Genomic DNA, 22709 nt, shown 5'->3' with positions numbered 1-22709 from the left:
TTACAGCCCTGAGCACCGGCATGGGAACTGGGCAAAAGCAGGTAGAAGGTAAGGCCGAGCTATTTACCCAAAAAGAAGCGGCGGCCGGTCACCCGTACGGGTGTAATTTCAACACCCTCCAGCTTGACCGTATCTAGCCAGGGTTCAAGATTGAGGGTGTTCATGTAGTCAAGTTCACGGGTCTCGGTGAGCAACCGGGCCGTGCCAAAGATATTGACCGAGTAAGCGTGCAGACCTTCAACCCTGTCAAACTGCACCGTAACCCTGTCGTTCAGAAGCAACTGGGTTACCTTGCTCCCTGCGGCTGTGCGGAAGAAGATACGCACCCCGTCCGTCACAATGTTCAATGGGGTGATGTGCACATAGCCGTCCTCATCTACGGTACCTAACCGGGCGAAACGGGTGCCTTCAATCAGTTCCCACACCTGTTCGTCGGTGAGCACCGTGACCGTGGGCTCCGGCTCGCTCTTGTGCTGACCCTGAATATTCATTGGCATACTCATACACCCCATTATTCCACTCCTATAAGCTGGGCCACAGATGTTTTCACCAATATTTCAGCCTTAGAATTCCAGTGCCATAATGGACTGGTGCCCAACCAAGCAACCCCTTACCCAGAACCGGTTTCTGAGCGCCACCGCAATCCGCCACCGGCCTCTCGCGCTCCGCACGAGAATGAGCTAGCCGTGGTTTTGGAGCAGCTGGGCTTATCAGCCCTCCCCGAACAGATCACCCATGTGCGCACCCTACCTGCGCACGCAGCAGAAACCGCACCGTGGCCCTCCTGGGTGCACCCTCAGGTGGTGGACGCTTTTCAGGGATTGGGAACCCATGAACCCTATCTGCATCAGGTACAGGCAGCGAGCGCCGCGCATGAGTCACCGGGCAATCGGCATGTCATCGTGGCTACCGGAACGGCATCGGGTAAGTCGCTCGCCTACCAGCTACCCGCTGTGGACGCGATTTATCGGGGGGAGTTTGAGGCTCAGGCTTCAGGATTTGATTCGGGGCGAGCCACGGCCCTCTATCTCTCCCCCACCAAGGCGCTGGCAGCCGATCAGCTGGCGTCCTTACACAGCTTGGGGGTGCCTGGGCTGGTGGCTGAGGTCTATGACGGTGACACACCGGCAGCTGATCGGCGGTTTATTCGTGAGCGTGCCAACCTGATTTTAACTAACCCCGATATGCTACATCACGCGATTCTGCCTCACCATGCACGGTGGGCTGGGTTTTTACGCAAACTTAAGTACGTGATTATTGATGAGGCACATACCTACCGGGGTGTGTTTGGTGCGCACGTTGCCCTGCTGCTGCGGCGGCTGCGGCGTATCTGCAGGTATTACGGGGCGACCCCGGTGTTTGTGGGGGCTTCGGCAACGAGCGCGGAGCCAGCGGCCTCGTTCGGGCGGCTTATTGGGTCGCGGCCAGAGGCAGTGACGGCGGTGACCGAATCAACAGCACCGCGCGGGGCCACCCATGTGCTTCTGTGGGAACCCGAGTTCACTGATCCGGGGGCTGTGGTCGATAAACTGTCGGCGCACGCTAACGGTGTGAGTGCAGCTAGCAAGGCCCGGAGCGCAGAGAGCGGTGAGAATGGGGCACCGGTGCGGAAGTCGGTCATTACGCAGAGTGCCGAGATACTGGCTGACCTGGTGGTGAACCGTACACGCACGATTGCCTTTATTAAGTCTCGGCGGGGGGCGGAGGCCATTGCCCAGATGGCTGGTCACTACCTGGACGAGGTCGAGCCGGGCCTGGCTGGCCGTGTTGCCGCCTACCGTGCTGGCTACCTGCCCGAAGAACGGAGGGCCCTGGAGGAGGGGCTACGCCGAGGCCAGATTCTGGGGGTGGCATCAACCAACGCCCTGGAACTCGGTATCGATATTGCGGGGCTGGACGCTGTGCTAGTCGGTGGCTGGCCGGGTACGCGCGCGTCCTTCTACCAGCAGATAGGGCGGGCTGGCAGGGCTGGTCAGGATTCCTTTGCTGTGCTTATCGCCAGTGAAGACCCGCTCGATACCTACCTGGTACACCATCCCGAGGATATTTTCGATACGGGGGTTGAGAAGACGGTCTTTGACCCTGAGAACCCCTACGTGTTGAGTCCACAGCTGTGTGCTGCTGCGGCGGAGCTACCCCTGCGTAGGGAGGAGCTCATGGTTTTTGGGCGGTCCACGGAGTTTCTGCTAGAGCGGCTGGTAGCTGAGGGGTATCTGCGGCAACGGTCGACAGGCTGGTTCTGGACGCACCCGGAATCGGCTGCTGACCTGGTTAACCTGCGCGGTGGTGGGGCACCGCTTCAGATTATCGAGGTTGAGACGGGCACCGTTATCGGGACCATGGACGACGGCCATGCCCACTCGCAGGGGCACCCAGGTGCCATCTACACTCACCAGGGGCTCACCTACGTGGTGGAGGAGCTGGATGAGCACAACCGCGTGGTGGCAGTTTGCCAGGTGAACCCCGACTACTACACACAGTCCCGCGATATCACCGAGGTGACCGTGCTCGGTAGCGAGGAGACGGTGCAGCAGGGGCAGGTCAGTCTGAACTATGGGCAGGTGCGGGTACGATCACAGGTGGTAGGGTACCAGCGCAAGTCTCTGATTGGCCAGCAGGTACTCGGTGACGAGCCGCTTGACCTGGCCCCCCAGGAACTACAGACCCGTGCTATTTGGTGGGCCATACCCGCCACCCTTCTGCATGCCTCCGGTATTCATGAGAGAGATATCCCCGGTGCTCTACATGCAGCTGAGCACGCTGCCATCGGTCTGCTACCGCTGGTGGCGACCTGTGACCGTTGGGATATCGGTGGTCTTTCTACCGCCTTTCACGTTGATACAGAGCAGCCCACTATTTTTGTTTATGACGGGCACCCGGGGGGCGCGGGGTTTGCTGAACGGGGGTTTGAACAGGCAGCTCACTGGGTTCGCGCCACCCTTGACGCGGTCCTGGCCTGCGAATGCGAGAGGGGCTGCCCTTCTTGCGTGCAGTCACCTAAGTGCGGTAACCGCAATGAGCCCCTGCATAAGGCTGGGGCAGCCCGTCTGCTCGCAACTCTGCTGGTGGAGGCTGACGAGCTCACCGACGGTGAGCGCCGCAGGCTACTGGCTCCGCTGGGCTCCCCGGACGCCCCCACCCCGGTAGGTTCTACCGGGCCGGGCCGCTCCGGTTCACGCCAGGCTGGGCCGGGCTTGGCCGGGGAGGGGATAGATGAAGGGTGCCCGGTATCCGTCGTGGAGTCGCTCACTGGTACCTCAGACGGCACAGACCCCTTCTAGCCACCCTCCTCTGAGTAGGCTCTACCCGGTCGGTGGCGGTGGGCTAGGTGGCCCGGCCCGCGAGATACCTTCGGCTGGGCCCAGAAAAGCTAGGGGCCCATGAACAGGGACGCTGGTGCGCACATCTACAGTACCGCTCAGCCCCGACGGCTGCGCACAACCTATGAGCTTGGCGCCATGAGCGGCGGCAAGATCGGCTGCACGGGTGCAAGGATCACCGTTGGCGATTCCTCTAGCAGCATCTGCTGCTGCTAGAGCCGCCAGGTCCGCTGCGGTCGCTGCTCGATGGTTGGCAGTAACCAGGCCTGCTAGGCCCGCGCACATGAGACCCAGTAGGAGAAGACTGCATACAATCCCGATGGCTGAAACGGCCCCGCTCCCCCGCTCTGGGTTATGAGTAGGCTTGCGGGCACGGGCCTGCCCATCTGCAGGTTGTTGCTCTCTGGGGGCCATCAGTCTGCCATGCCTGCTGTGTTCTCGGTGAGAGCCTGGGCTTCGGCGGTGAGCGTCCAGCCGCTCATACTTCCGATTACGCCCGGGGCTAGACGGCTGACCTGCACCCTGGTCATCTCGCCCTCAACCACCACCGTGACGGTGGCATCCGGCTCTACATGACGGGCAATGCCTTCTACGGTTTCGGTGCTTTCACCGCGCGCTGCGGCACGGGCGCCCAGTCGAGCGCTTTCTTCCAGTCGCAGTTGCACTATACCGGTGGCCGCGCCCCCGAGCACGAGAGCAAGCACAAAAACAACCGCCGGGAGGACCACCGCAAATTCGGCGGTTAAGGAGCCGCGCTCACGGCCGTCCGTGCCGCGCATGGCCCTAGGCCCCGGTCGAGAGGGCCGCTTGCACGATACCCAGGAGCATTTGGCGGACTTCCTCTGACTTGAGGATAACGACCAGCAGACCTGCAAAGCCTACTGCTGCCATCATCACGATGCCGTACTCGGCGGTAGTAGCCCCGGCCTCAGGGTCTTCAAGACCGGCCCGCATCAGCTCCCCGCTCGGGAGGTGAGGGTTTAGTTGCTCTTGGGGAATACGAGAGCTAGCGGAAGGGGTGAAGGGTGACATGATGTTCTCTCCTTTGAGGTTGTTGAGCCCCAGAACCTAGATTGACGGGGCTCCTAGCTGAACCGGGCGCCTTGGGGCCCGGGCGGTTACCTTTCAGAGACCGATGGGTAAGGGGTAAAAGGTTATTTCTTGAGAAAGCACGGTAGCTCTGATGAGGTTCTCCTAGCCTGGTATATTGTCTCGACTGTGGTAAAGGGGCGGTGCGGGCTGTGGATAGTTGTGTCTGCTTTCAGGCCCCGGCTTCTGCGGTTTTATGCGCCACCGTGACCCTCATCGGTGCAGTGATGACGCTTCTATGACGTAACGTGCACCCTTACGGTGCACCCTGTGGATAACCAGCGTTCTGGCTCCGCCCGGGGTCAGAAAATGGCTGGCAGGAGGGCGATCAGAACCGGCACAACCCCCAGGCAGATAAAGGACGGCAGTGAGCAGGCCCCCAGGGGCACTACCAGTTTCACTGCGAGTCGGGCAGCGGCCTTCTCGTGAATCCGTTGCCGGTGCCGCCGCTCACGGGCCGCCAACGCTCGTACCAGCTGGGCGCTGGGAGCGCCGGTGCTCAAGGTTAGGCCTAGGGTGTCACGCAACTCCGTCAGTTCTTCTGGTACGGCATGACCCCAGGCCTGCTTCCAGCTGGCACCGGTGAAGAGGGCAGATACTACCCCATCGAGAAAACTCTCATAGCGGCCTGCTTCCAGCTGGCCTAGGCGTTGTAAGGTAGCGGGAACTGACAAGCCGGTGTCGAGCATGGTGGCAGCCAGCTCCAGGTAGAGGGCAGGGGCAAGCGACAGGTGTGAAGGCTCAGTGCGGGGGCGGCTGTGGGGGCAGGCAACTCGTTCTTCTCTTTTCTGACCTGCGGCGGCACGTGCTCGTACCCGTGTGAACACCAGTAGCCCGAGTGCACCCAGCAGGCAAAGACAGCTCATGGTAAGAAGAAGACCCATCACAGCTCCCCTCGTTCTGCACGGGCAATGAGACGGGCCGTCCAGCGGTGACCACCCCAGGCAAGTGCCACCCCTACAAGGGCCAGCGCCGCACCTCCTACTGACCCGAACAGTACGCCCAGCGGATCAGTTCCCATAAGTATGCCCAGCCCCAGACCCAAGAGCGGCAGCCAGGAAAGGATGCGCCCGGTCGCGCGGGGTCCACTCAGGGCGGTCTCGCGTTGAGCGCCCACATCGATTTCTGTTTCCAGATAGGCCGCCAGGTTCTCAAACACCCCGGCGACCGAAGCGCCGCTACTCTGTGCGATATGCCAGCAGGCCTCCAACGCAACCAGGCCAGTAGCGACCGGTTCTCGTAGGGGCTGAGTGCTGAGGCGACGGCATGTTTGCGCCAGCAGCAGGCCCCGTTCTGCGTCATCGGCACACTGTTCAAAGAGGTGCTGCATCTGCTCAAGTGCCAGCCCCAGGGTCTGTTTCTGTCTAAAGGCCGGGCCCCACCTGCCGTACCAGGGCACCGACCGAGCCAGCCCCTGGGCCAGCTCACGCTGGTCAGTCAGATAATCAGCTACCGCCCGGCAGGCGAATGCCGGTGTACACCCCGCCCGCAGTAGGGCAGCGAGCCGCCAGATAGCGTCCGGCCATAGCTCCTTCTCTTCGGGGCTGTGAGCCGCCTCCCGATGAAATAATCTCTTGACACTCACTGGCTCACCTCAGCAGGTGCGCCACTACCGGAACGAATCTGTTCAAGTTCAGCACGTAAAGGCTCGCTCCCGGGGTGCCAGAAAAGGTAGCTTCCGCGTCTGCGCGGCTCTACAGTACATACCGGTTCAACGGCCAGAGCCTCAGCGGCGCTTCCTGTCTCAGTAGCCCTGCCCGTCAGCCGGTAAACACCGGCGACCTGGCGCTGCGCCCCCTGCCGGTGCAGGTGGACGATAAAGTCCAGGGCGGTCGCCGACTGCAGGGCCACCGCTTGAGAGCTCACCCCGGCCAGGGCTCCCATGGCATACAGACGGGCAGGTACCGCGTCAGCAGAGTTGGCGTGCAGGGTTGAACCGCTCCCCGCGTGGCCGGTATTCATGGCGGTGAGCATATCCATCACCTCGGCTCCGCGGCACTCCCCGACCGCCAGACGGGTGGGGCGCATTCGCAGTGCCTGCCGAATCAGTTCTGCTAGATTCACCGCCCCCTGCCCCTCAGCGTTGGGGGCGCGGGCCTGCAGACTCACTACATGGGGGTGGTCGGGGCGTAACTCCGCAATATCTTCCACCAGAACCAGCCGCTCACCGGGGCCAGCTTCAGTGAGTAGCGCCCCCAGCAGGGTTGTCTTACCCGTCCCCGTGCCCCCGCTGATGAGCAGGTTTGCCCGGCGCCGCACCAAAAATCTGAGGAGGGTCTCAAGCTCCGGAGTCATCATGCCCCAGCGGGTCAGGTCGCACAGGGACGGTTGAGCAACGGTCTGTAGCCGGATGGAAAGAAGTGTGCCGCTCTGGCTCAGCGGTGGTAGTAGCGCATGCACCCGCACCCCGCCGTCGGCTTGCACATCGGCTGCGGGGTAAGCGTCGTCTAGGCGCCCTCCGGCCGCCAAAATCAGGCGCGTTGCCAGTGCACGCACAGCTGCATCGTTCGCGAGAGTCAGGGCTGAGCGGCGTAACTGACCCTCTGCCTCGTACCAGATTTGCTGTGGGCCATTGACAAAAATATCGGTCACTCCCGGTTCAGCCAGTAGGGGCTGAAGCGGCCCCAAATCAAGGGTTTCTAGTCGAAGCGACGGGTTCTTGCGGCTGAGGTGAGCCGTATCTGGTGCAGAAACCTCAGACCGAGTTGACTGAGCCTGGCTTCCTTCAGGTTCACTGGCCTTAGGCTGATTAGCGCTCGGTTGTGGCTGCTTGAGCGCTTGTAGAGGAACATCAAAATAGCGGCTACGGGCAGTCCGAACCACCATGTGATGAGCTAGTTCATAGTCTGGGTCTGAGCCCACAGGTACATTTGAGAGGTCGGGCACCTGGGCTGGGTCAACGGTGTGGGGCATGGTCGCGTCCTCGGGTCAGGCCCTCACCCATCTGCTTTCTCTGTTCCAATTATCGCCACTGAAAGTTAGCCCTGTCTAGCCCCTGTAGGGAGCAACCCGCATAATAGAAAGATGTACATCGTGCTCGGCCCCGCTACCTCCCCCGGCTCTTTGCCTCGGTGGGAGGCCGTCACGCTCAACGAGACCGGCTCGGGCACCCACCGCGTCTTCGACCGTGAAAAGTTGCCGAGCTTCGTCCGCGCCGTTGAAAACCAAAACCCCCACCGTACCATTCGCTGGGCTTGGGCAGATGCCCGCACGGTCATGCCCCAGCTCCTTGAAGCTGGGGTCTCACCAGCCTCCTGCCATGACTTACGCCTAGCCCAGCGCATCTTGAAAACCGCTGCAAGTCGAGCCCAAAACCAGCTACCGTACACCCCCACCGTTGACCTTACTCAGGCCCCTGGCCCCCCACCGGGTGTTTTGCCCGCCCGCCTGCAAATTGAGGGGCAGGCCTCTCTCTTCGACGGTCTGGCGGGCCCCGAACCAGGTGCATCTACTCGTGATACCGAACCGACGGCGTCCGCCCTGCTCACCGAGTTGCGCGCCCAGCTGAGGGCAGTCACAGTTTCACCGGCTCCCGCACGCCTACAGTTGCTTCTGGCCGCCGAGTCTCAGGGTGCTCTGATTGCCGCTGAGATGAAGCACGCCGGTATGCCCTGGAACCGCACTATCCACGAAAAAATTCTGGAACACGAGTTAGGGCCCCGTCCTGCGGGCTACGCCCGCCCCTACCAGATGGAGCGTCTGGCGGCCCGCATCCGTGAGGAGCTCGGCGCTCCGGGTCTTAACCCCGACTCCCCGCACGAGGTACTCAAGGCCTTACAGGCCGCCGGGCATTCAGTCACCTCAACCCGCAAATGGGAGCTCACCGAATGGGCCAATGCTGTGCCCCACCTGCGTGAGACCCGCTGGCAGCTCGTACGCCCCCTGCTCGACTACAAACGCCTGGCCCGCCTCTACACCGCCAACGGCTGGAACTGGCTCGACACCTGGGTACACAACAACCGCTTCCACCCCACCTACGAGGTCGGCTCCGCCGCCACCGGCCGCTGGGGTGGGCACGGTGGCGGAGCTATGCAGATTCCCAAGGACGTGCGCCCCGCCATCCGTGCCGAAGAGGGCATGGTGCTCACGGTTGCGGACGCCGCGCAGATTGAGCCGCGTATTCTGGCGGTGATGAGTGGCGACCGGGCCATGGCCGTGGCGGGCCGCGGCACCGACCTCTACCTCGGCATCGCCCAAATCGGCGAACGCACCGGCAGCGTGCTCAACGACCGCTCGCACGCCAAGGTTGCCCTGCTCGGGGCCATGTACGGGGCCACGACCGGCGAAGGCGGGCAGCTGATGCCTCACCTGAAGAAAATGTTCCCGGCTGCTATCGCTCTCACTGAGCGGGCCGCTGAGGTGGGCCTGCGCGGCGGGCAGGTGACCACCTACCTGGGCCGTACCTCCCCCGCCCCGTCTCATGCCTGGTTCGAGGCACAGCGCAACCAGGTGACAGCCGCTGACGAGCGTGCCGCCCTTTCTGCGGCCCGTGCTCATAGCCGCTTCACCCGCAACTTCGTGATTCAGGGGACGGCTGCCGAGTGGGCTGTCATCTGGATGGCCCAGATTCGTAAGCGTCTGCGTACCGAGCGCCGTTTTGGCCGCCGCATGCAGACTCGGCTGGTGTATTTTCTACACGATGAGATTATGCTCTACGGCCCGGTCGGTGAGGCTGCCCGTGCTGCTGAGATTGTGCGTGAATCCGCTCAGGTCGCAGCTGAGCTCATCTTTGGCCCCACCGAGGTTGAGTTCCCGGTCACCGTGGTCACCACGGACGACTACTCGAGGGCTAAGTGAGAAGAGGACGACGTGGGTGGGCAGGCCCGCCTTTGCCAGCTAACCTTCTCACAGGCTCGCAAGTTACACGAGATTCGGGCCAGCTTCAGCCAGTCAGTTTCTTCCATAACATATCAGGCTGGTTTTGCTGAGTTAGGCATCAGGCTTACGGGTGTGGTCGGGCCCCCAAGGCTCGTCCCAGCCCAGCTCCTCAAAGACACGGGAGAGCAGGTTGCCGGTAAAGCCCCAGATAGTGAACGGCTCATGGTCACCGGTGACCCTAAAAGCCGGGGACCTGTGCACCCTGCGACCGCGTTTGACGGTCATAACCGACCGGTTAACCGGGTTAAGCAAATCAGCCACCGGAACGCGCACCACCAGGGTTGACTCGTTGATGTCAACAGCCTCAACCGGGGTGGGCAAGTCCCACCAGCCCACCACGGGCGTCACCCGGTAGTTACTGACCGGCAAATCAATCGGGGGTAGCTGGCCCAGCAGACGGACGCCCGCCGCATCCAGCCCCGTCTCCTCCACCGCCTCGCGCAGGGCGGCAACCTGCTCCACCGGAATACCCCGGCGGGCGGCCTCGTCCCTATCCTCAGGATCAATCCGCCCTCCGGGCAGGGCCGGTTGACCAGCATGATGGCGTAGGCCATCTGAACGCACCAACAGCAGAATATCCAGGTCAGCGGTGACGGCGGGGCAGTCGCCCCGGTGGGCTGGGGCATCGTCAAGAACCCCCATCAGCAGTAGCACAGCTGCGTCTTTGGCCGTAGCCGGGTCCATGGCACCAATAGGCCAGGAGTCGTCACCCGAGCGAACAATCTCAGGGGAGCGGTTCACTAGCTCCCGTAGCTGCGCCAGCGCCAGGTGCTCGTCGGTCTGAGATACGGGAGAACTAGGCACTGAGGCTCCACCCCTCCGCCCGCAACTGGCGGCGGCTTGCACCCTGCACAAAACGCAGGTGCAGGCGTTCCCGCCCTGGCACCATCTCGTACTTAAGTAACTTTGCGGCGGCCAGCTCATCGGTTTCACCTGCCCCGTAAGAGGGGCAGAGGTCAGCAATCGGGCAGGCCCCGCAGGCTGGTTTCTGGGCGTGACAGATACGGCGGCCATGATAAACCAGGCGGTGCGAGAGCGGGGTCCAGCTCTTAGGCTCAAAAAGTTCAGCGACGTCGCGCTCGACCTTGGCCGGGTCCTCCTGCTCCGTCCAGCCGAGCCTACGGGCCAGCCGCCCAAAATGGGTATCTACGGTGATACCGGGCTGGCCGAAGGCATTGCCCAGCACCACAAAGGCAGTCTTACGGCCCACGCCGGGGAGCTTAACCAGCTCGTCAAGCTTTCCTGGTACCTGCCCGCCGTAATCCGCTACCAGCTGGGAGGCCAGGTTCACAATGGCCTTAGCCTTGGAGCGGTAGAAACCCAGGGGCCTCACGATGTCTTCTACGTCTTCGACGCGGGCTGTAGCCAGGGCGGTGGCGTCCGGGTAGCGGGCAAAGAGCTCAGGGGTGGTGGCATTGACACGGACGTCGGTGGTCTGGGCCGAGAGCACCGTGGCAACCAGTAACTCGTAGGGGTTCTCGAAGTCGAGTTCGGCTACGGCGTAGGGGTAGGTCTCGCCCAGAATACGGTTAATTTTGCGTGCCCGGCGGGTCAGCGCCAGGGGGCTTTCACTCTCACCGCGGGCAACGGTGCGGGCTCTTTTACGGGCGGACGCTCGTGCCCTGCTGGCAGGAACTGTGCGGATCTCGAGCCGGGCGAGCTCGTCAGTACTGAGCGGCTCTGCCGTCTCAGCTTCTAGGGTCGTAGGTTGCGAAGTGTGAGGCATGGTTTAACTCTAGTGCTTCTGTTTTTCGTTATTACCTCACTGCGAGTCAAAGTTCCCTAGCAAAGAAATTTTTGATGATATATCTCAACTATGTTCTTGAAAAGCATCTTCGATATTTTCAGCGATTAGTATCTTGTAGCTAGGAAAACCTTGAAATCGCTTTTAAATTTGTACCGCATTACCACGTAATTGAGCATGAACGCGCTGGCGGAGTTTTGCCCGTACTTCGTCGTGGATCGTGGACGAGGTCTGCTCTGCTGTCTCGATGGAGACTACGAGTGCGTATCGCACCGTCTTACCAGCACCAAGGTGTTGGGCGTCGTCCATGCATTCAACGTGGATCGGGAACGTGTCATCGTCGCCGAACACCATGGCGCGGCTGCCTTGGACGATCTCGTGTTGGAGGCTCCCTCGCCTGACCGAGTTGTGCTCCGCATCAATGCGCTCACCGGCTGCGAGTGTCGTGTCCGGGGTGGCGAAGTACACCTTCGCATGTCGGTAACGGTTGAGCCGACTGACAGTTGGGGCCATGTACGCCAGGGTGATAGTGAGACGGTGCCATTCTGCGCGTGCCCGAAGCGAAGGCGGGAGGGGTAGCTCATAGGTGTGGCGCTGATCGCGGGTAATCAGCTCTCCGCTGACTAGCACGGCCCTGTTCACGGCACCAGCGCCGAGTCGATCTGTATCGAGGCGCCCATAGCCCAGGAGAGCGGTCAGGCGTCGACGAGCTTCCTGCTTGCTCAGATTGAGTTCGCGGCGCAATTGCGATTCCCAATCGCCCCAGCTTGTCGCATGGGCAAGGAGGGCTCTCACTAGTAGAGGATGATATTGAGGATCTGGCAGCGGCGCGTCTTCTGAATCGTCGGAGCCAGCTTCAAGGACGTCGAAGAGTCGGCTGGCCTCGCGGGTCACCAATGCCGTCGCATTGCTCGTGCCAACCGTGAAGACGGTGTAGTTGGTTGCGCCAGCTCGCCCAGGTGTAGCTACCTGGAGCCCCGGACCAGTGGTTGCGGTCTGAGCCAGTTCCACGGCCACGGTTTCTGGTCGATCTGATGGAATGACAGGGCGGGTGTAGAGCGCTCTGCCACCGGTGTGGTTTAGGTCGGGCTTGACCGATCGATCGACACCGGGTCCCGTTGCGCCGTAGTGGGCAGGTCCATTCGGGTGCGTAATATCCCAGGCGGTGTCCGGTACGTCGATATCGCCGAATCCGTCGGTGTGGGTCGCTCCGATGGTGAGTGCGTTGAGAGCATCCCCTGGAGGCAAGATGCCACGCAACAGTGCACTGTCGTGGATGGTTCGGATTGCAGCGGATCGAGCGGATTCGGGGTCGTTGGCCGCGGCAACAGGAATCTCGATCGGGCCGAGGTGGTTACCGGCGCTGACGATGAACAGCAGGTTGTAGGAGTGAGCTAGCCAGTCGATTAGTCGGCCAACGGGGCTCATCCTGCTCACGAGCGCCCGTGCTTTGGAGCCGATGGAGAGGTTGATGATACGCACGCTGGGTGCGGCAGGGTCGCGGCCGGCATCACCTTCGACAATTCGTTTGACTGCACGGTGTAGCAGGTCGGGGAACAGTCTGTCTGGCAGGGTCTGCTCGTGTTCTGACATGAACTCGTGGGGTCGCATGATTGGTCGTACGTATAGGGGGCGGTCGATCGGTTCACTGCGTGTGGCGAGATCTCCATGAATGATCAAGGACGCCATTGCCGTACCGTGGTAACGAGAGGCCAGCGGGTAATCCTCGCCAAGATCATCAGGATCGTCGACTACCAGTCGACCTGCGAGGGCATCATGGTTAACGAACGGCAACCCATCCAGCAAGGCGACCCTAGGCAACTCAGAAGGAGCATCTCCTCGGGGTGCCAGGTCGAACTGAATACTTGTTTCCGTGGTCGGCGGTGCGACGTTCATAGGGGTGAACGGGCTGACAAACATGATTTCGTCTGTGGCCAACAACTGGATCGACTCGGCACCGTCGGTCGTCAGCGAATGAACCTGTTGTATCGGCAACTCAGCCAGCATGGCGTGGTAGCTGATCTCCCCAATCTGAGAGCAATCGAGCACACGTCCGCCACTGTCGGCGATGACTTGCTCGACGTGCGCTTGCGCGGTGATGCGCTGTCTAGCATCGGAGCGGTACCACAGCTCGATTTCAACCTTCACAGCGCTCACGGACTGGCCGACGAGGTCGAGGGTCTCTTGCCACTGTTTGCGAAGGCCGGTCTCTCGGATGCGATCCTCTGGCCCCCAGCGTCTGATTGAGGTGAGCTGTTCGAACGCTGTCTTGAACCTGCCGAGGCCATGAGCAAATTTTGTTGTCGGGTCTGTTTGCCAAGTCTCGAACAAGCTGATGAGTTGATCAATCGCTTTGGCGTTCGACAGCATCAGGTACAGGGAGTGCTGAACGGGCTTGTCCGTACGGCCGCTTTTGGAGTCCACCATGTGGAAATCGTCGTCAGGGTCAGAGTGCTCCCCGATCAATTCAGACAAAAACTCCAGCCCGTCGACTTTGTCAATCGCGTTGCGGAAACCCGTGACGCTGCCGGCGAGATCAAAGACCACCACCAAGGCCGGATCTACCTCGTCCGGCGTGTCAGGCGAGAGACGTGCGCGCTCGGCATCGAACGCCGAGCGCAGTTCGCCAAACTGCGGTGTCAGGCGTGCACCCTGCCTGCCGCTGGTTGGTTTGGACAATCGTGGCAAATCGCGTGGCTTTTGTTTCGGTCGGCTTACAACCTTTGGTGGCCCGAATGCCAGGAGGGGCCGGGGCTCGGCAGTCATCCCGTTGCCTGATCTCGTCTGTGCTCCAGACGTTCTTGGACAATCTTCCGGAGGTTACTGTCGGGAAATTCGAGGACTGCTCTGCGCCGCACGTCAAGAGCGAACTCTTCCAGTTCGGAGAAGCTAGCTCCTGCAAGCTTGTCCGCCAGAGTGCGCGGGGCAAATCCGAGATCGCCGCCCAGCCGGGTGGCGAGGCGTTCGAGAAAGCGTGTCGCTTGAGCACGGCTGGGTGGTTCGAGTTCAGCACGAATCTGGAAGCGTCGCCATGCTGCCCGGTCGAGAAGCTCGCTGTGGTTTGTCGCCCCGACTAGAAGGACATGCGGAGGCAGCCGGTCGATCTGGAGCAGCAGTGTCGAGACCACGCGCTTGATCTCTCCTGTCTCGTGCTCGTCCGATCGCTCTTTAGCGATGGTGTCAAGTTCGTCGAAAAACAGGACGCAACGGCGCGTCCGTGCGAACTCGAAGGCATTGTCGAGCCGTGCAGCGGTTTCGCCCAAGAAGCTTGAGACCACTCCTTCATAACGGATGACGTAGAAGGGCAGCATCAGTTCTGAGGCGATCGCCTCGGCGACGCTAGTCTTGCCGTTACCCGGCGGACCAGACAACAGGAGTCGGTTGCGGGGCTCGATTCCGTAGCTGCGGAGCAGCTCGGAACGCTTTTGCTCTTCAATCAACTCAGCGACGACCCGACGAGGGACCGGTGCAAGCTCTAGCTCTTCCAAGCGGCGTTGAGGAACGATCTCCTGGATCAGGTCGCGCATAGCTGCCGCATGGTCGTCACGCGGAGCGCTCTGCCCAGTAGTGGTAATCAGCTCGGACAAGCGGTCGGCAACAAGGTGGTGCTGGTTGGCCCGCTCCTCAGCAATAACTGCCTCGACAAGGACGCGAAACCTGTCACGATCACCACGCCTCTCGGCTTCAACAAGGTCAAGTAGTAAATCAGCCCGCGCCATACCAACCCCTTCAGACATTTCAGTCTAAGCTCCGCATGCTACCCATCGTAGCAATGTGTCTACACAAATCTAAAATGTGTTCATTATTAAAAGCCTGACACAGACATCTTCAACCACAACTGATTGGTCGTTTTAATGCACAAGACAGCTCCCAAAAGGTGTAAGAGCGGTCTAAAGCCATAGACTCACATCTCTGTCGCTAAAGCTTATTCAAAGCATACTGAAGCTTATCTTCTGGTCACACAGCAAATAATGACTTCTGGCACACTTCGACTCACCATACACCCCTAACCCTTAAACACTTCTTCTGTGGCACTGCGAGACTACGCAGCGTCAACGATAGGTCCGGCCAGCGCCTCTGCCTGGCCGCTTTCAGCTACCTTTCGCAGGGCCTCTTCGAGCACCTGTAAATTCTCTAGTGTCTCCACGGAGACCACCTTGCCCCACCGCAGGGTCATAAATTGGAAGACGGTATTTTCATAGCGTGCTCCCCCAGGTAGGTTACCCGATACCAGCATCCGCGCAGATACCCGAGTGCGCCAGGGGCCGCCGTTGACCATCACCTCGCGAATATCAAATATAGCACCGGGCAAAAGGCACAATACACGCTCCCACCACTGAACCATGGGTATGCGAGTGGTACGACCCCCGCCCAGGGCGTGGTCTCCATGGAAGCGGTATTCAAAAGAAGGGGCAAAGCTATCTAGCATTGCCTGGTAATTTCCAGCATTGATGTGCTCAAAGACGGCTCGCACCTGGGCTCTAACAATTTTTTTGTACACGGGTTTGCCTCTCTATGAGTCACAATATTTACGTTATCATGAGTAACGATATACGATGGTGAACCATGAACCCTCTAGGCCGACCCCGCAAAAATGCAACCCATGAAAACATCGTCAACGCCACTGCCAGTCTCATCGCAGAGCAGGGTTACTCTAGCGTCACAGTGGAGCAGGTTGTTGCTCGCGCAGGCACAAACAAACCAGCTTTCTACCGCAGGTTTTCACACCTCTTTGAAGTGATCCCCCACATTCTTGCCTCCAGGCACGGCACCGACGAGGACATCAACACCGGCAGCCTGGTGGGCGACCTCCTTGAAGTTCAGCGCCGTCAACGTAAGTTATTCACCGACCCCGTGGTCTCACGAGGGGTGGCAGCCTGGCTGGCTCACGTCAGCAACCAACCCCAGGCAGGCGAAGCCTTCATCAGGGACTATCTAACGCCCCACCGCGCCCACACCGTCACAATTCTTAAGCGCGCTACCAGCAGAGACGAAATACCCGCTGGCGCAGACTCCGCCTGGATTGCCGACGTGCTCACCGGGCCCCTACTCATGCGAGCGCTCCTACCAGGCCTGGAGCCTACCGACGAACACCTGATGCACCAGACCATCAACGCCGCCCTTGACTCCCTGGGGTACCGGGGTGATCGGGGCTTGCTTGCGCTCCCCCAGTGAGCCGCTTTGCCAGCAGCTTCTATCTTTATCTACGCGTAACACGAACCTTTATATTTGTGACTAGTACTACATGGTGCGCTATGGTGATACCAAGCCCACTGTGGCGCAGGTCAACAGCGCCATGTATACCCCAATAGGAAGGCACAAACTACGATGAGCGAAACCCAGGCAACCTTCGCCCCCAGTGCAGAATTCGCCGCCCAGGCCAACGCCCAGCCCGGCATCTATGACGAAGCCAAAGAAAAAGGCACCGAATTCTGGGCTGAACAGGCCCGCGAACTCCTGACCTGGTACAAGCCCTTCACCGAAACCCTTGACTGGTCCAACCCGCCCTTCGCCAAGTGGTTTGCAGACGGTGAGCTCAACGCCTGCTACAACGCTGTAGACCGCCATGTTGAAGCGGGCAAGGGCGACCGCACCGCCCTGCTTTTCGAGGGTGAACCCGGCGACACCGCGTCCTACACCTACGCCCAGCTCAAAGACGAAGTCTCCCGTGTAGCGAACGGCCTCGAATCCCTGGGCGTAACCAAGGGCGACCGTGTGGCTATCTACCTGCCCATGATTGCCGAAGCCGTCATCGCCATGCTGGCCTGCGCCCGTATCGGTGCGGTACACTCCGTCGTCTTTGGCGGCTTCTCAGCTGACGCGCTACGCTCCCGCATCGAGGACGGCGAAGCCAAGCTGGTTATTACCGCCGACGGATCCTTCCGCCGCGGCAAGCCCTCCATGCTCAAACCCGCCGTAGACACCGCCCTCGAAAAGGGCGGAGCCACCGTTGAGAAGGTGCTGGTCGTCAAGCGCAACGGTGAAGACATCAACTGGGTTGAAGGCCGCGACATCTGGTGGCATGAGCTGACCGCCGAACAGCCCACCGAGCACGAGCCTTCCCGTCAGAACGCCGAAGACCCCCTCTTCATCCTCTACACCTCCGGCACCACCGGTAAGCCCAAGGGTATTCTGCACACCACCGGCGGCTACCTGACCCAGGGCGCTTTCACCCACAAGAATATCTTTGACCTCAAGCCTGAAACCGACATCTACTGGTGCACCGCCGACGTCGGTTGGGTGACCGGCCACTCCTACGTGGCCTACGGCCCCCTCGTCAACGGCTCCACCCAGGTCATCTACGAAGGCACCCCCGACGCCCCGCACCGGGGCCGCTTCTGGGAGATTGTCGAAAAATATGGGGTGACCATCATGTACACCTCCCCCACCGCCATTCGCACCATGATGAAGTGGGGCGAAGACATCCCCGCCAAGTACGACCTGACCAGCCTGCGAGTGCTCGGTACCGTCGGTGAGGCCATCAACCCCGAGGCCTGGCGCTGGTTCCACCGCGTCATTGGCGGCGGCACCTGCCCCATTGTGGACACCTGGTGGCAGACCGAAACCGGCGCCATTATGGTCTCCCAGCTACCCGGCATCACCGAGGCCAAGCCCGGCTCCGCCCAGCAGCCCATCCCCGGCATCACCATCGACGTGGTCGACGATTTGGGTGACTCCCTGCCCAACGAACAGTCCGGCTTCCTCACCATCCGCGAGCCCTGGCCGTCCATGCTCCGCACCATCTGGGGCGACGACGACCGCTTCGTCGACACCTACTGGTCCCGCTTTGAGAACATGTACTTCGCCGGTGACGGAGCTAAGCGCGACGCTGACGGCGACCTCTGGGTGCTGGGCCGCGTGGACGACGTCATGAACGTCTCCGGGCACCGTCTCTCCACCCCCGAGATTGAATCCGCCCTGGTCTCCCACCCCGCCGTCGCTGAAGCAGCGGTGGTGGGTGCAGCCGATGAGACCACCGGCCAGGCTGTCATGGCCTTCGTCATCCTCAACGACGAGGCCAAGGCAGCTGGGCACGACGAGGCCGAGCTGGCAGAGCAGATTCGCGCTCACGTTGGCGTCGAGATTTCCCCGATCGCTAAGCCCAAGCGCGTGCTGATTGTCGATGACCTGCCCAAGACTCGCTCCGGCAAGATCATGCGCCGCCTTCTCAAGGACGTGGCCGAGGACCGCCCGGTTGGTGACACCACCACCCTGGCCGACCCCACTGTTATGGAATCCATCGAGGCCAACTTCAAGAAAGGCTAGAACGCATAAAATAAAATAACAGCATGTGGGGCATATGTGCCCGCCAACTAACTTTCTTGCTGGCTCGCGAGCAGCTCATGCCAGCCCCAACCAGTTAGCTCTGACACGTATGCCCCACATCAGTCGAACTACATCGTAATGGTTTCCCTCTGTGAAGGTTCTTGACTAGAAGCCCGCCCCACTTTGCTCTATAGATGGTGAGTATGCTGGAGGCGGGCGTTTTGGTGTGAAAAACTAGAAGCTATGGCAACACCACAGACTGCACCACGGCTCATTTCCGTCATCAACGGCCCCAATCTCAACCTGCTGGGTACCCGCAAACCTGAAATCTACGGGCACACCACCCTGGCCGACGTCGAGGCAACACTGCGGGCGCAGGCCGCCGACCTGGGCTACGAGATCACCTTCATGCAGTCAAACCATGAAGGCGAGCTGGTTGACGCAATCCAGGTTGCCCGTACAGCGTCCGCCGGTATCATCATCAACCCGGCCGCCTACACCCACACGTCCGTGGCTCTGCACGATGCCCTCGAAGCCGCCGACCTGCCGGTTGTTGAAGTGCACCTGTCAAACGTGCACAAGCGTGAGCCCTTCCGCCACCACTCCTACGTCTCCCCCCAGGCCACTGCGGTCATTGCCGGGGCTGGAGCCCAGGGCTACGAGCTGGCGCTTGCCTTCCTGGCCCGCCACCTGGGTTAGCCCAGCCCCGCACTTTCACCCACACCATGAGGTGACCACAAAACCAAAAACCGCATCATATGCGATTCTTTTGAGGAAATCTGGCCCCCTGGGTCGAGGAAGCAGCCTATGAACCACCAGCCCAAGCTCACCCTCACCGACGCGGTCTATATTGGGGCCGGTTCCATGATAGGGGCAGGTCTCTTTGCGGCCTTCGCCCCAGCGGTGGCAGCAGCTGGCAACTGGCTCCTGCTCTCCCTCGCCCTAGCAGCTTTTCTCGCCTTCGCCAACGCAACCTCCTCAGCCCAGCTTGCCGCTCAGTACCCCGAATCAGGTGGCACCTACATCTATGGCAGCCGTCAGCTGGGCCATGCCTGGGGTTTTGCAGCTGGGTGGTGCTTCGTCATCGGTAAAACCGCTAGCTGTGCAGCTATGGCCATGACCTGCGCGGCCTACCTGGCACCGGGCTATGAAAAGCCTCTCGCTATCGCCGCAGTTGCTGCGCTCACCGCCGTCAACTACAGGGGTATCACTCGCACCGCAGCCCTCACCAAAATCCTGGTTAGCCTGGTGCTCCTAGCTCTGGCAGTCTTTTTCTGTGCGATTCTGGCCGGGGTAGCCCCCGACCCCGCGCTGATCGACGCTACAGCAGGAACCGAGATCGCGTCCGCCGCCCCCACCAGTCTGGCGGCAAGCATCTACGGGATTCTACAGGGGGCTGGCTTGCTCTTCTTTGCTTTTGCTGGCTACGCCCGCATAGCCACCATGGGGTCTGAGGTCAAAGACTCTGCCCGCACTATTCCGCTGGCTATCATTATTGCCTTGACGCTGGTGGGCTTACTCTACCTGCTGGTTGCTCTCGCCCTTATCAACCAGCTGGGCTACAGGGGTCTTGCGGACGCGTCCGCCCCGCTAGCTGCCGCCGTTGGTGCGTCAGCCCCACTCTCAGCCCTCATGGGGTTGGCCGCATCGATCGGCGCACTTGGAGCCCTGCTAGCCCTCATCACGGGTATCGGCCGCACCGGCCAAGCCATGGCCGCCAACCGCGACCTTCCCACCTACTTTGCGCGCCTGCACCCGGTCTACGGGGTACCCTACCGCCTAGAGATTACGGTCGCGACGGCGGTTACCGTGCTGATTCTTTTCTTTGACGTGCGTGAAGCTATCGGGTTTTCATCCTTCGGGGTACTGCTCTACTACTTCGTAGCGAACCTGGCAGCCTACACCCAAACCGCCCCCTACCGCCGCTACCCACGCGTCCTACAGGTTGCCGGGGCAGCAGGCTGTTGTGTGGTGGTCTGGACGCTGCCGCTCGCCTCCATCGTGGGCGGGCTGATCCTGCTCGGGGCAGGCCTAGCGGTTTTTACCCTCTATGCCCGCCCTCGAGCTACAACCCCTTAGTTAGAGGCGCACTGGCCGGTCGCCACAGCCGGTGAACCGGCATTAACCTGCGCGAGCGCCTCAGCTATCTGTGAGGACGGAACGGCGTAGCCAGTCTGGCTCTGCGTTGACTTGGCAAAGACCATGCCCATCACCTGGCCGTCGTCGGTCAGCACCGGGCCACCCGAGTTCCCCTGCTGCACATTCGCAGCCAACTGGTAGACCAGGCGTGAGGGGTTGGTTTCACCCGTCTTAGCGTTAACGGTCTGGGTGTAGCCCAGGCCCTGGACGGTGGCCGGGCGGCTCTCGTAGGGGCCGCCGCCGGGGTAGCCCATGAAGGCCACGGTAGTGCCAGTTGCGACCTCAGCTTGGTTGACGGAAAGCGGGTTGACGTTCAGGCTGGGGGCGCTGATAATCGCGATGTCACGCTCTGCGTCAAAATAAACGACCTCACCCGTGGCTGCTTGGCCGTCGCGAGCCAGTACCGACGGAGTACTCACCCCCGCAACCACATGGGCGTTAGTCACCACAAGATCACCATCGACCACAAAACCCGACCCCTCAGAGGTGTAGCTGCAGGCCTGAGCCGCACCTAGAACCTGCACTACAGACCAGCTGGCTTCTTCAAGTGCAGAGGTTGCCAGAGTCTCGGTAGGGGCGGCCTGCTCTGGGTAGAGCAGTTGAGAGATTTCGGGCAGGCCGGTGGCCTGCACGATTTGGCCGCGAATCTCAGTAACCTTCTCTTGGGCTGATACCGGGGTTACCTGCATCATCCAGGTCACCACTTTAGAATCGGCCGTTAGGGCGGTCACCGCTGGGATACCCAGTGGGCGCACCACGAGCACCACGGTGATAATGACCAGTGCTGCCAGTACCATGTTCAGCAGACCGCCAGCCAGTCGCTCCAGGCCGCGCAGGGGCGTCCGATCGCTGGCCTTGCGAATCGCGCTACCCAGGGTCATACCCAGGGTTTGGCCCAGCACCAGGCAACCCAGTAGCGTTCCTAGCCCAGCTAGCAGGTACCACTGAGAATCGACCTGGCTAATTACCCAGGGGGTCGCGTAGAGGGCTGCTACCGCGCCCAGAACAAAACCCACAAAGGTGCCCAGTGTGACGAACAGCCCCTGCCGCAGACCGGCTAAAAAGTAGAGGACAATAATAGCGATAATGACCCAATCAAGTACGGTCATGACTCTCCATTCAACGGGGAGAGCCGTAGCCCGCAACGCACCTGACCGCCCTCAGGGAATAGCATAATCCCGAGGTACTGGGCAGGGCACCGCTGGCAGTACGACCCTCACAGGAATACCACAGCCTACACTCTCAATCTGAAAAAATCGGTGGAAGGGTCGAGAAAAATTCTTGTAGAACAGGTCATTACCGCAGGTCTTGGGTGTCAAAACATTAAATATCCTGTAGGCTCGTAATAGTTGAATAAGTCACAGATAGAAGTGCTGTGTGATGAGCTAGGCAAAGATTATGCTTAGAAGTCTTCCTGCCCCGTATACACAGGGCTTTGCACTCGAACCACCCTTCTAGATCTATCACCAGGAGTAAAAGAGAACCATGGATATTGAAGTACTACGCCGTGCTCCGCTATTCGCTTCACTCGACGACGAAGCATTCGCAGCACTGACCGAAGACATCACCGAAGTTGACCTCTCCCGCGGCGCTACCCTCTTCTACGAGGGCGACCAGGGCGACCAGCTCTACTTTGTTATCTCGGGCAAGATGAAGTTGGGCCGCACCGCCTCTGACGGCCGCGAGAACCTGGTTGCTATCATGGGCCCCGGCGAAATCTTCGGTGAGATGGCCCTGTTTGACCCTTCACCTCGTTCCACTAGCGCAACTGCTGTCTCTGAGACCCGCCTAGCCGGTGTTAAGCACGAGTCCCTACGCAAGGCCATGGAGAAGTCCCCCAACATCTCCGCTCAGGTTTTGCAGGCCCTGGCTCGCCGCTTGCGCCGCACCAACGAGAACCTAGCCGACCTGGTCTTCTCAGACGTTCCCGGCCGCGTTGCTAAGGCCCTGCTCGATTTGGCTGACCGTTTTGGCCGCCCCGCTACCGACGGCGTGCTCGTAGCCCACGAGCTGACTCAGGAAGAGCTGGCCCAGCTGGTCGGTGCTTCTCGCGAAACCGTGAACAAGGCTCTGGCTGAGTTTGTCTCCCGCGGCTGGATTCGCCTGGAGGCCCGCGCCGTTGTCATTCTTGACCTACAGCGGTTGCGCCAGCGCTCCCGCTAAGCGCACCAGCTGGCACGAGCGTCCGCCTTCACTGAAAAACCGGGTGGCCAGTTGAGACTGGCCACCCGGTTTTGTGTGCCCTGGCCGAGGCGAGTGAAGCAGAGGCCTCA

20 protein-coding genes are annotated in these 22709 nt (G+C 60.8%); 7 read left to right on the top strand and 13 right to left on the bottom strand.

Annotated elements, in window-relative coordinates:
- Positions 1–59 precede the first annotated feature (59 nt).
- Complete coding sequence (locus L6966_RS06905; protein ID WP_083091976.1) at positions 60–503, bottom strand: pyridoxamine 5'-phosphate oxidase family protein; 444 nt, start codon at positions 501–503, stop codon at positions 60–62.
- A 183-nt stretch (positions 504–686) separates the two neighbouring features.
- Between L6966_RS06905 and L6966_RS06900 the strand changes: the two genes are divergently transcribed.
- A complete protein-coding gene (locus tag L6966_RS06900) occupies positions 687–3281 on the top strand; it encodes a DEAD/DEAH box helicase (RefSeq protein ID WP_237233125.1) in 2595 nt (864 codons plus the stop codon).
- A 21-nt stretch (positions 3282–3302) separates the two neighbouring features.
- Here L6966_RS06900 and L6966_RS06895 read toward each other — a convergent pair whose 3' ends face one another.
- The 6 genes from L6966_RS06895 to L6966_RS06870 all read right to left on the bottom strand — a co-directional run bounded on the left by L6966_RS06895 (position 3303) and on the right by L6966_RS06870 (position 7322).
- Positions 3303–3734, bottom strand: a complete 432-nt coding sequence (locus L6966_RS06895) for an Rv3654c family TadE-like protein (protein ID WP_083091978.1) — start codon at positions 3732–3734, stop codon at positions 3303–3305.
- Positions 3734–4099 carry a TadE family type IV pilus minor pilin gene (locus L6966_RS06890; protein ID WP_237224673.1) on the bottom strand — a complete coding sequence of 122 codons (366 nt, stop codon included), beginning with the start codon at positions 4097–4099 and terminating at the stop codon, positions 3734–3736. The genes L6966_RS06895 and L6966_RS06890 overlap by 1 nt, the downstream gene beginning before the upstream one ends.
- A gap of 4 nt (positions 4100–4103) precedes the next feature.
- Positions 4104–4352, bottom strand: coding sequence for a DUF4244 domain-containing protein (locus L6966_RS06885; protein WP_237224674.1), 249 nt, complete (start codon positions 4350–4352; stop codon positions 4104–4106).
- A gap of 359 nt (positions 4353–4711) precedes the next feature.
- Complete coding sequence (locus L6966_RS06880) at positions 4712–5293, bottom strand: type II secretion system F family protein (RefSeq protein ID WP_083091981.1); 582 nt, start codon at positions 5291–5293, stop codon at positions 4712–4714.
- Positions 5293–5994, bottom strand: a complete 702-nt coding sequence (locus tag L6966_RS06875) for a hypothetical protein (protein WP_083091982.1) — start codon at positions 5992–5994, stop codon at positions 5293–5295. Before L6966_RS06875 ends, L6966_RS06880 begins: the two co-directional genes overlap by 1 nt.
- The gene (locus L6966_RS06870; RefSeq protein ID WP_237224676.1) at positions 5991–7322 is read right to left on the bottom strand and encodes a TadA family conjugal transfer-associated ATPase; all 1332 of its coding nucleotides are present in this window, start codon (positions 7320–7322) and stop codon (positions 5991–5993) included. Before L6966_RS06870 ends, L6966_RS06875 begins: the two co-directional genes overlap by 4 nt.
- 111 nt (positions 7323–7433) lie before the next feature.
- Between L6966_RS06870 and L6966_RS06865 the strand changes: the two genes are divergently transcribed.
- The gene (locus L6966_RS06865) at positions 7434–9206 is read left to right on the top strand and encodes a bifunctional 3'-5' exonuclease/DNA polymerase (RefSeq protein WP_237233117.1); all 1773 of its coding nucleotides are present in this window, start codon (positions 7434–7436) and stop codon (positions 9204–9206) included.
- A gap of 132 nt (positions 9207–9338) precedes the next feature.
- Here the strand turns inward: L6966_RS06865 and L6966_RS06860 are convergent, their stop codons facing one another.
- The 5 genes from L6966_RS06860 to L6966_RS06840 form a co-directional block, all read right to left on the bottom strand.
- On the bottom strand, positions 9339–10091 hold the full coding sequence (locus L6966_RS06860; RefSeq protein WP_237233116.1) for an NUDIX hydrolase: 753 nt from the start codon (positions 10089–10091) through the stop codon (positions 9339–9341).
- A complete protein-coding gene (gene nth / locus L6966_RS06855; protein ID WP_237233115.1) occupies positions 10084–11013 on the bottom strand; it encodes an endonuclease III in 930 nt (309 codons plus the stop codon). The genes L6966_RS06860 and nth overlap by 8 nt, the downstream gene beginning before the upstream one ends.
- Before the next feature lie 162 nt (positions 11014–11175).
- Positions 11176–13719 (bottom strand): S8 family peptidase, encoded by a 2544-nt coding sequence (locus L6966_RS06850; protein WP_237233114.1) that lies wholly within the window; start codon positions 13717–13719, stop codon positions 11176–11178.
- Positions 13720–13793: 74 nt separating this feature from the next.
- Positions 13794–14750 (bottom strand): AAA family ATPase, encoded by a 957-nt coding sequence (locus tag L6966_RS06845; protein ID WP_237233113.1) that lies wholly within the window; start codon positions 14748–14750, stop codon positions 13794–13796.
- Positions 14751–15073: 323 nt separating this feature from the next.
- Positions 15074–15532 (bottom strand): nuclear transport factor 2 family protein, encoded by a 459-nt coding sequence (locus tag L6966_RS06840; RefSeq protein ID WP_237233112.1) that lies wholly within the window; start codon positions 15530–15532, stop codon positions 15074–15076.
- Positions 15533–15597: 65 nt separating this feature from the next.
- Here L6966_RS06840 and L6966_RS06835 point away from each other — a divergent pair, with 65 nt between their 5' ends.
- From L6966_RS06835 to L6966_RS06820, 4 genes are all read left to right on the top strand, one after another.
- The gene (locus L6966_RS06835) at positions 15598–16206 is read left to right on the top strand and encodes a TetR/AcrR family transcriptional regulator (RefSeq protein WP_237233111.1); all 609 of its coding nucleotides are present in this window, start codon (positions 15598–15600) and stop codon (positions 16204–16206) included.
- A 153-nt stretch (positions 16207–16359) separates the two neighbouring features.
- Positions 16360–18297: an acetate--CoA ligase gene (gene acs / locus L6966_RS06830; RefSeq protein ID WP_083091987.1), complete on the top strand. Its 1938-nt coding sequence runs from the start codon at positions 16360–16362 to the stop codon at positions 18295–18297.
- Positions 18298–18540: 243 nt separating this feature from the next.
- Positions 18541–18996, top strand: coding sequence for a type II 3-dehydroquinate dehydratase (aroQ, locus tag L6966_RS06825; RefSeq protein WP_083091988.1), 456 nt, complete (start codon positions 18541–18543; stop codon positions 18994–18996).
- 108 nt (positions 18997–19104) lie between these two features.
- Complete coding sequence (locus L6966_RS06820) at positions 19105–20376, top strand: APC family permease (RefSeq protein ID WP_237224680.1); 1272 nt, start codon at positions 19105–19107, stop codon at positions 20374–20376.
- Here L6966_RS06820 and L6966_RS06815 read toward each other — a convergent pair.
- Positions 20373–21545, bottom strand: coding sequence for a MarP family serine protease (locus L6966_RS06815; RefSeq protein WP_237224681.1), 1173 nt, complete (start codon positions 21543–21545; stop codon positions 20373–20375). The two genes, L6966_RS06820 and L6966_RS06815, sit on opposite strands and share 4 nt — an antisense overlap.
- Before the next feature lie 376 nt (positions 21546–21921).
- Here L6966_RS06815 and L6966_RS06810 point away from each other — a divergent pair, with 376 nt between their 5' ends.
- A complete protein-coding gene (locus L6966_RS06810; protein WP_083091991.1) occupies positions 21922–22599 on the top strand; it encodes a Crp/Fnr family transcriptional regulator in 678 nt (225 codons plus the stop codon).
- The last annotated feature ends 110 nt before the right edge of the window (positions 22600–22709 follow it).

This window comes from Rothia nasisuis, from assembly GCF_928381405.1.
Classification (GTDB): Bacteria; Actinomycetota; Actinomycetes; order Actinomycetales; family Micrococcaceae; genus Rothia; species Rothia nasisuis.
Note: the sequence above shows the minus strand (reverse complement) of the source record. Positions and strands in the feature narration are given on the sequence as shown.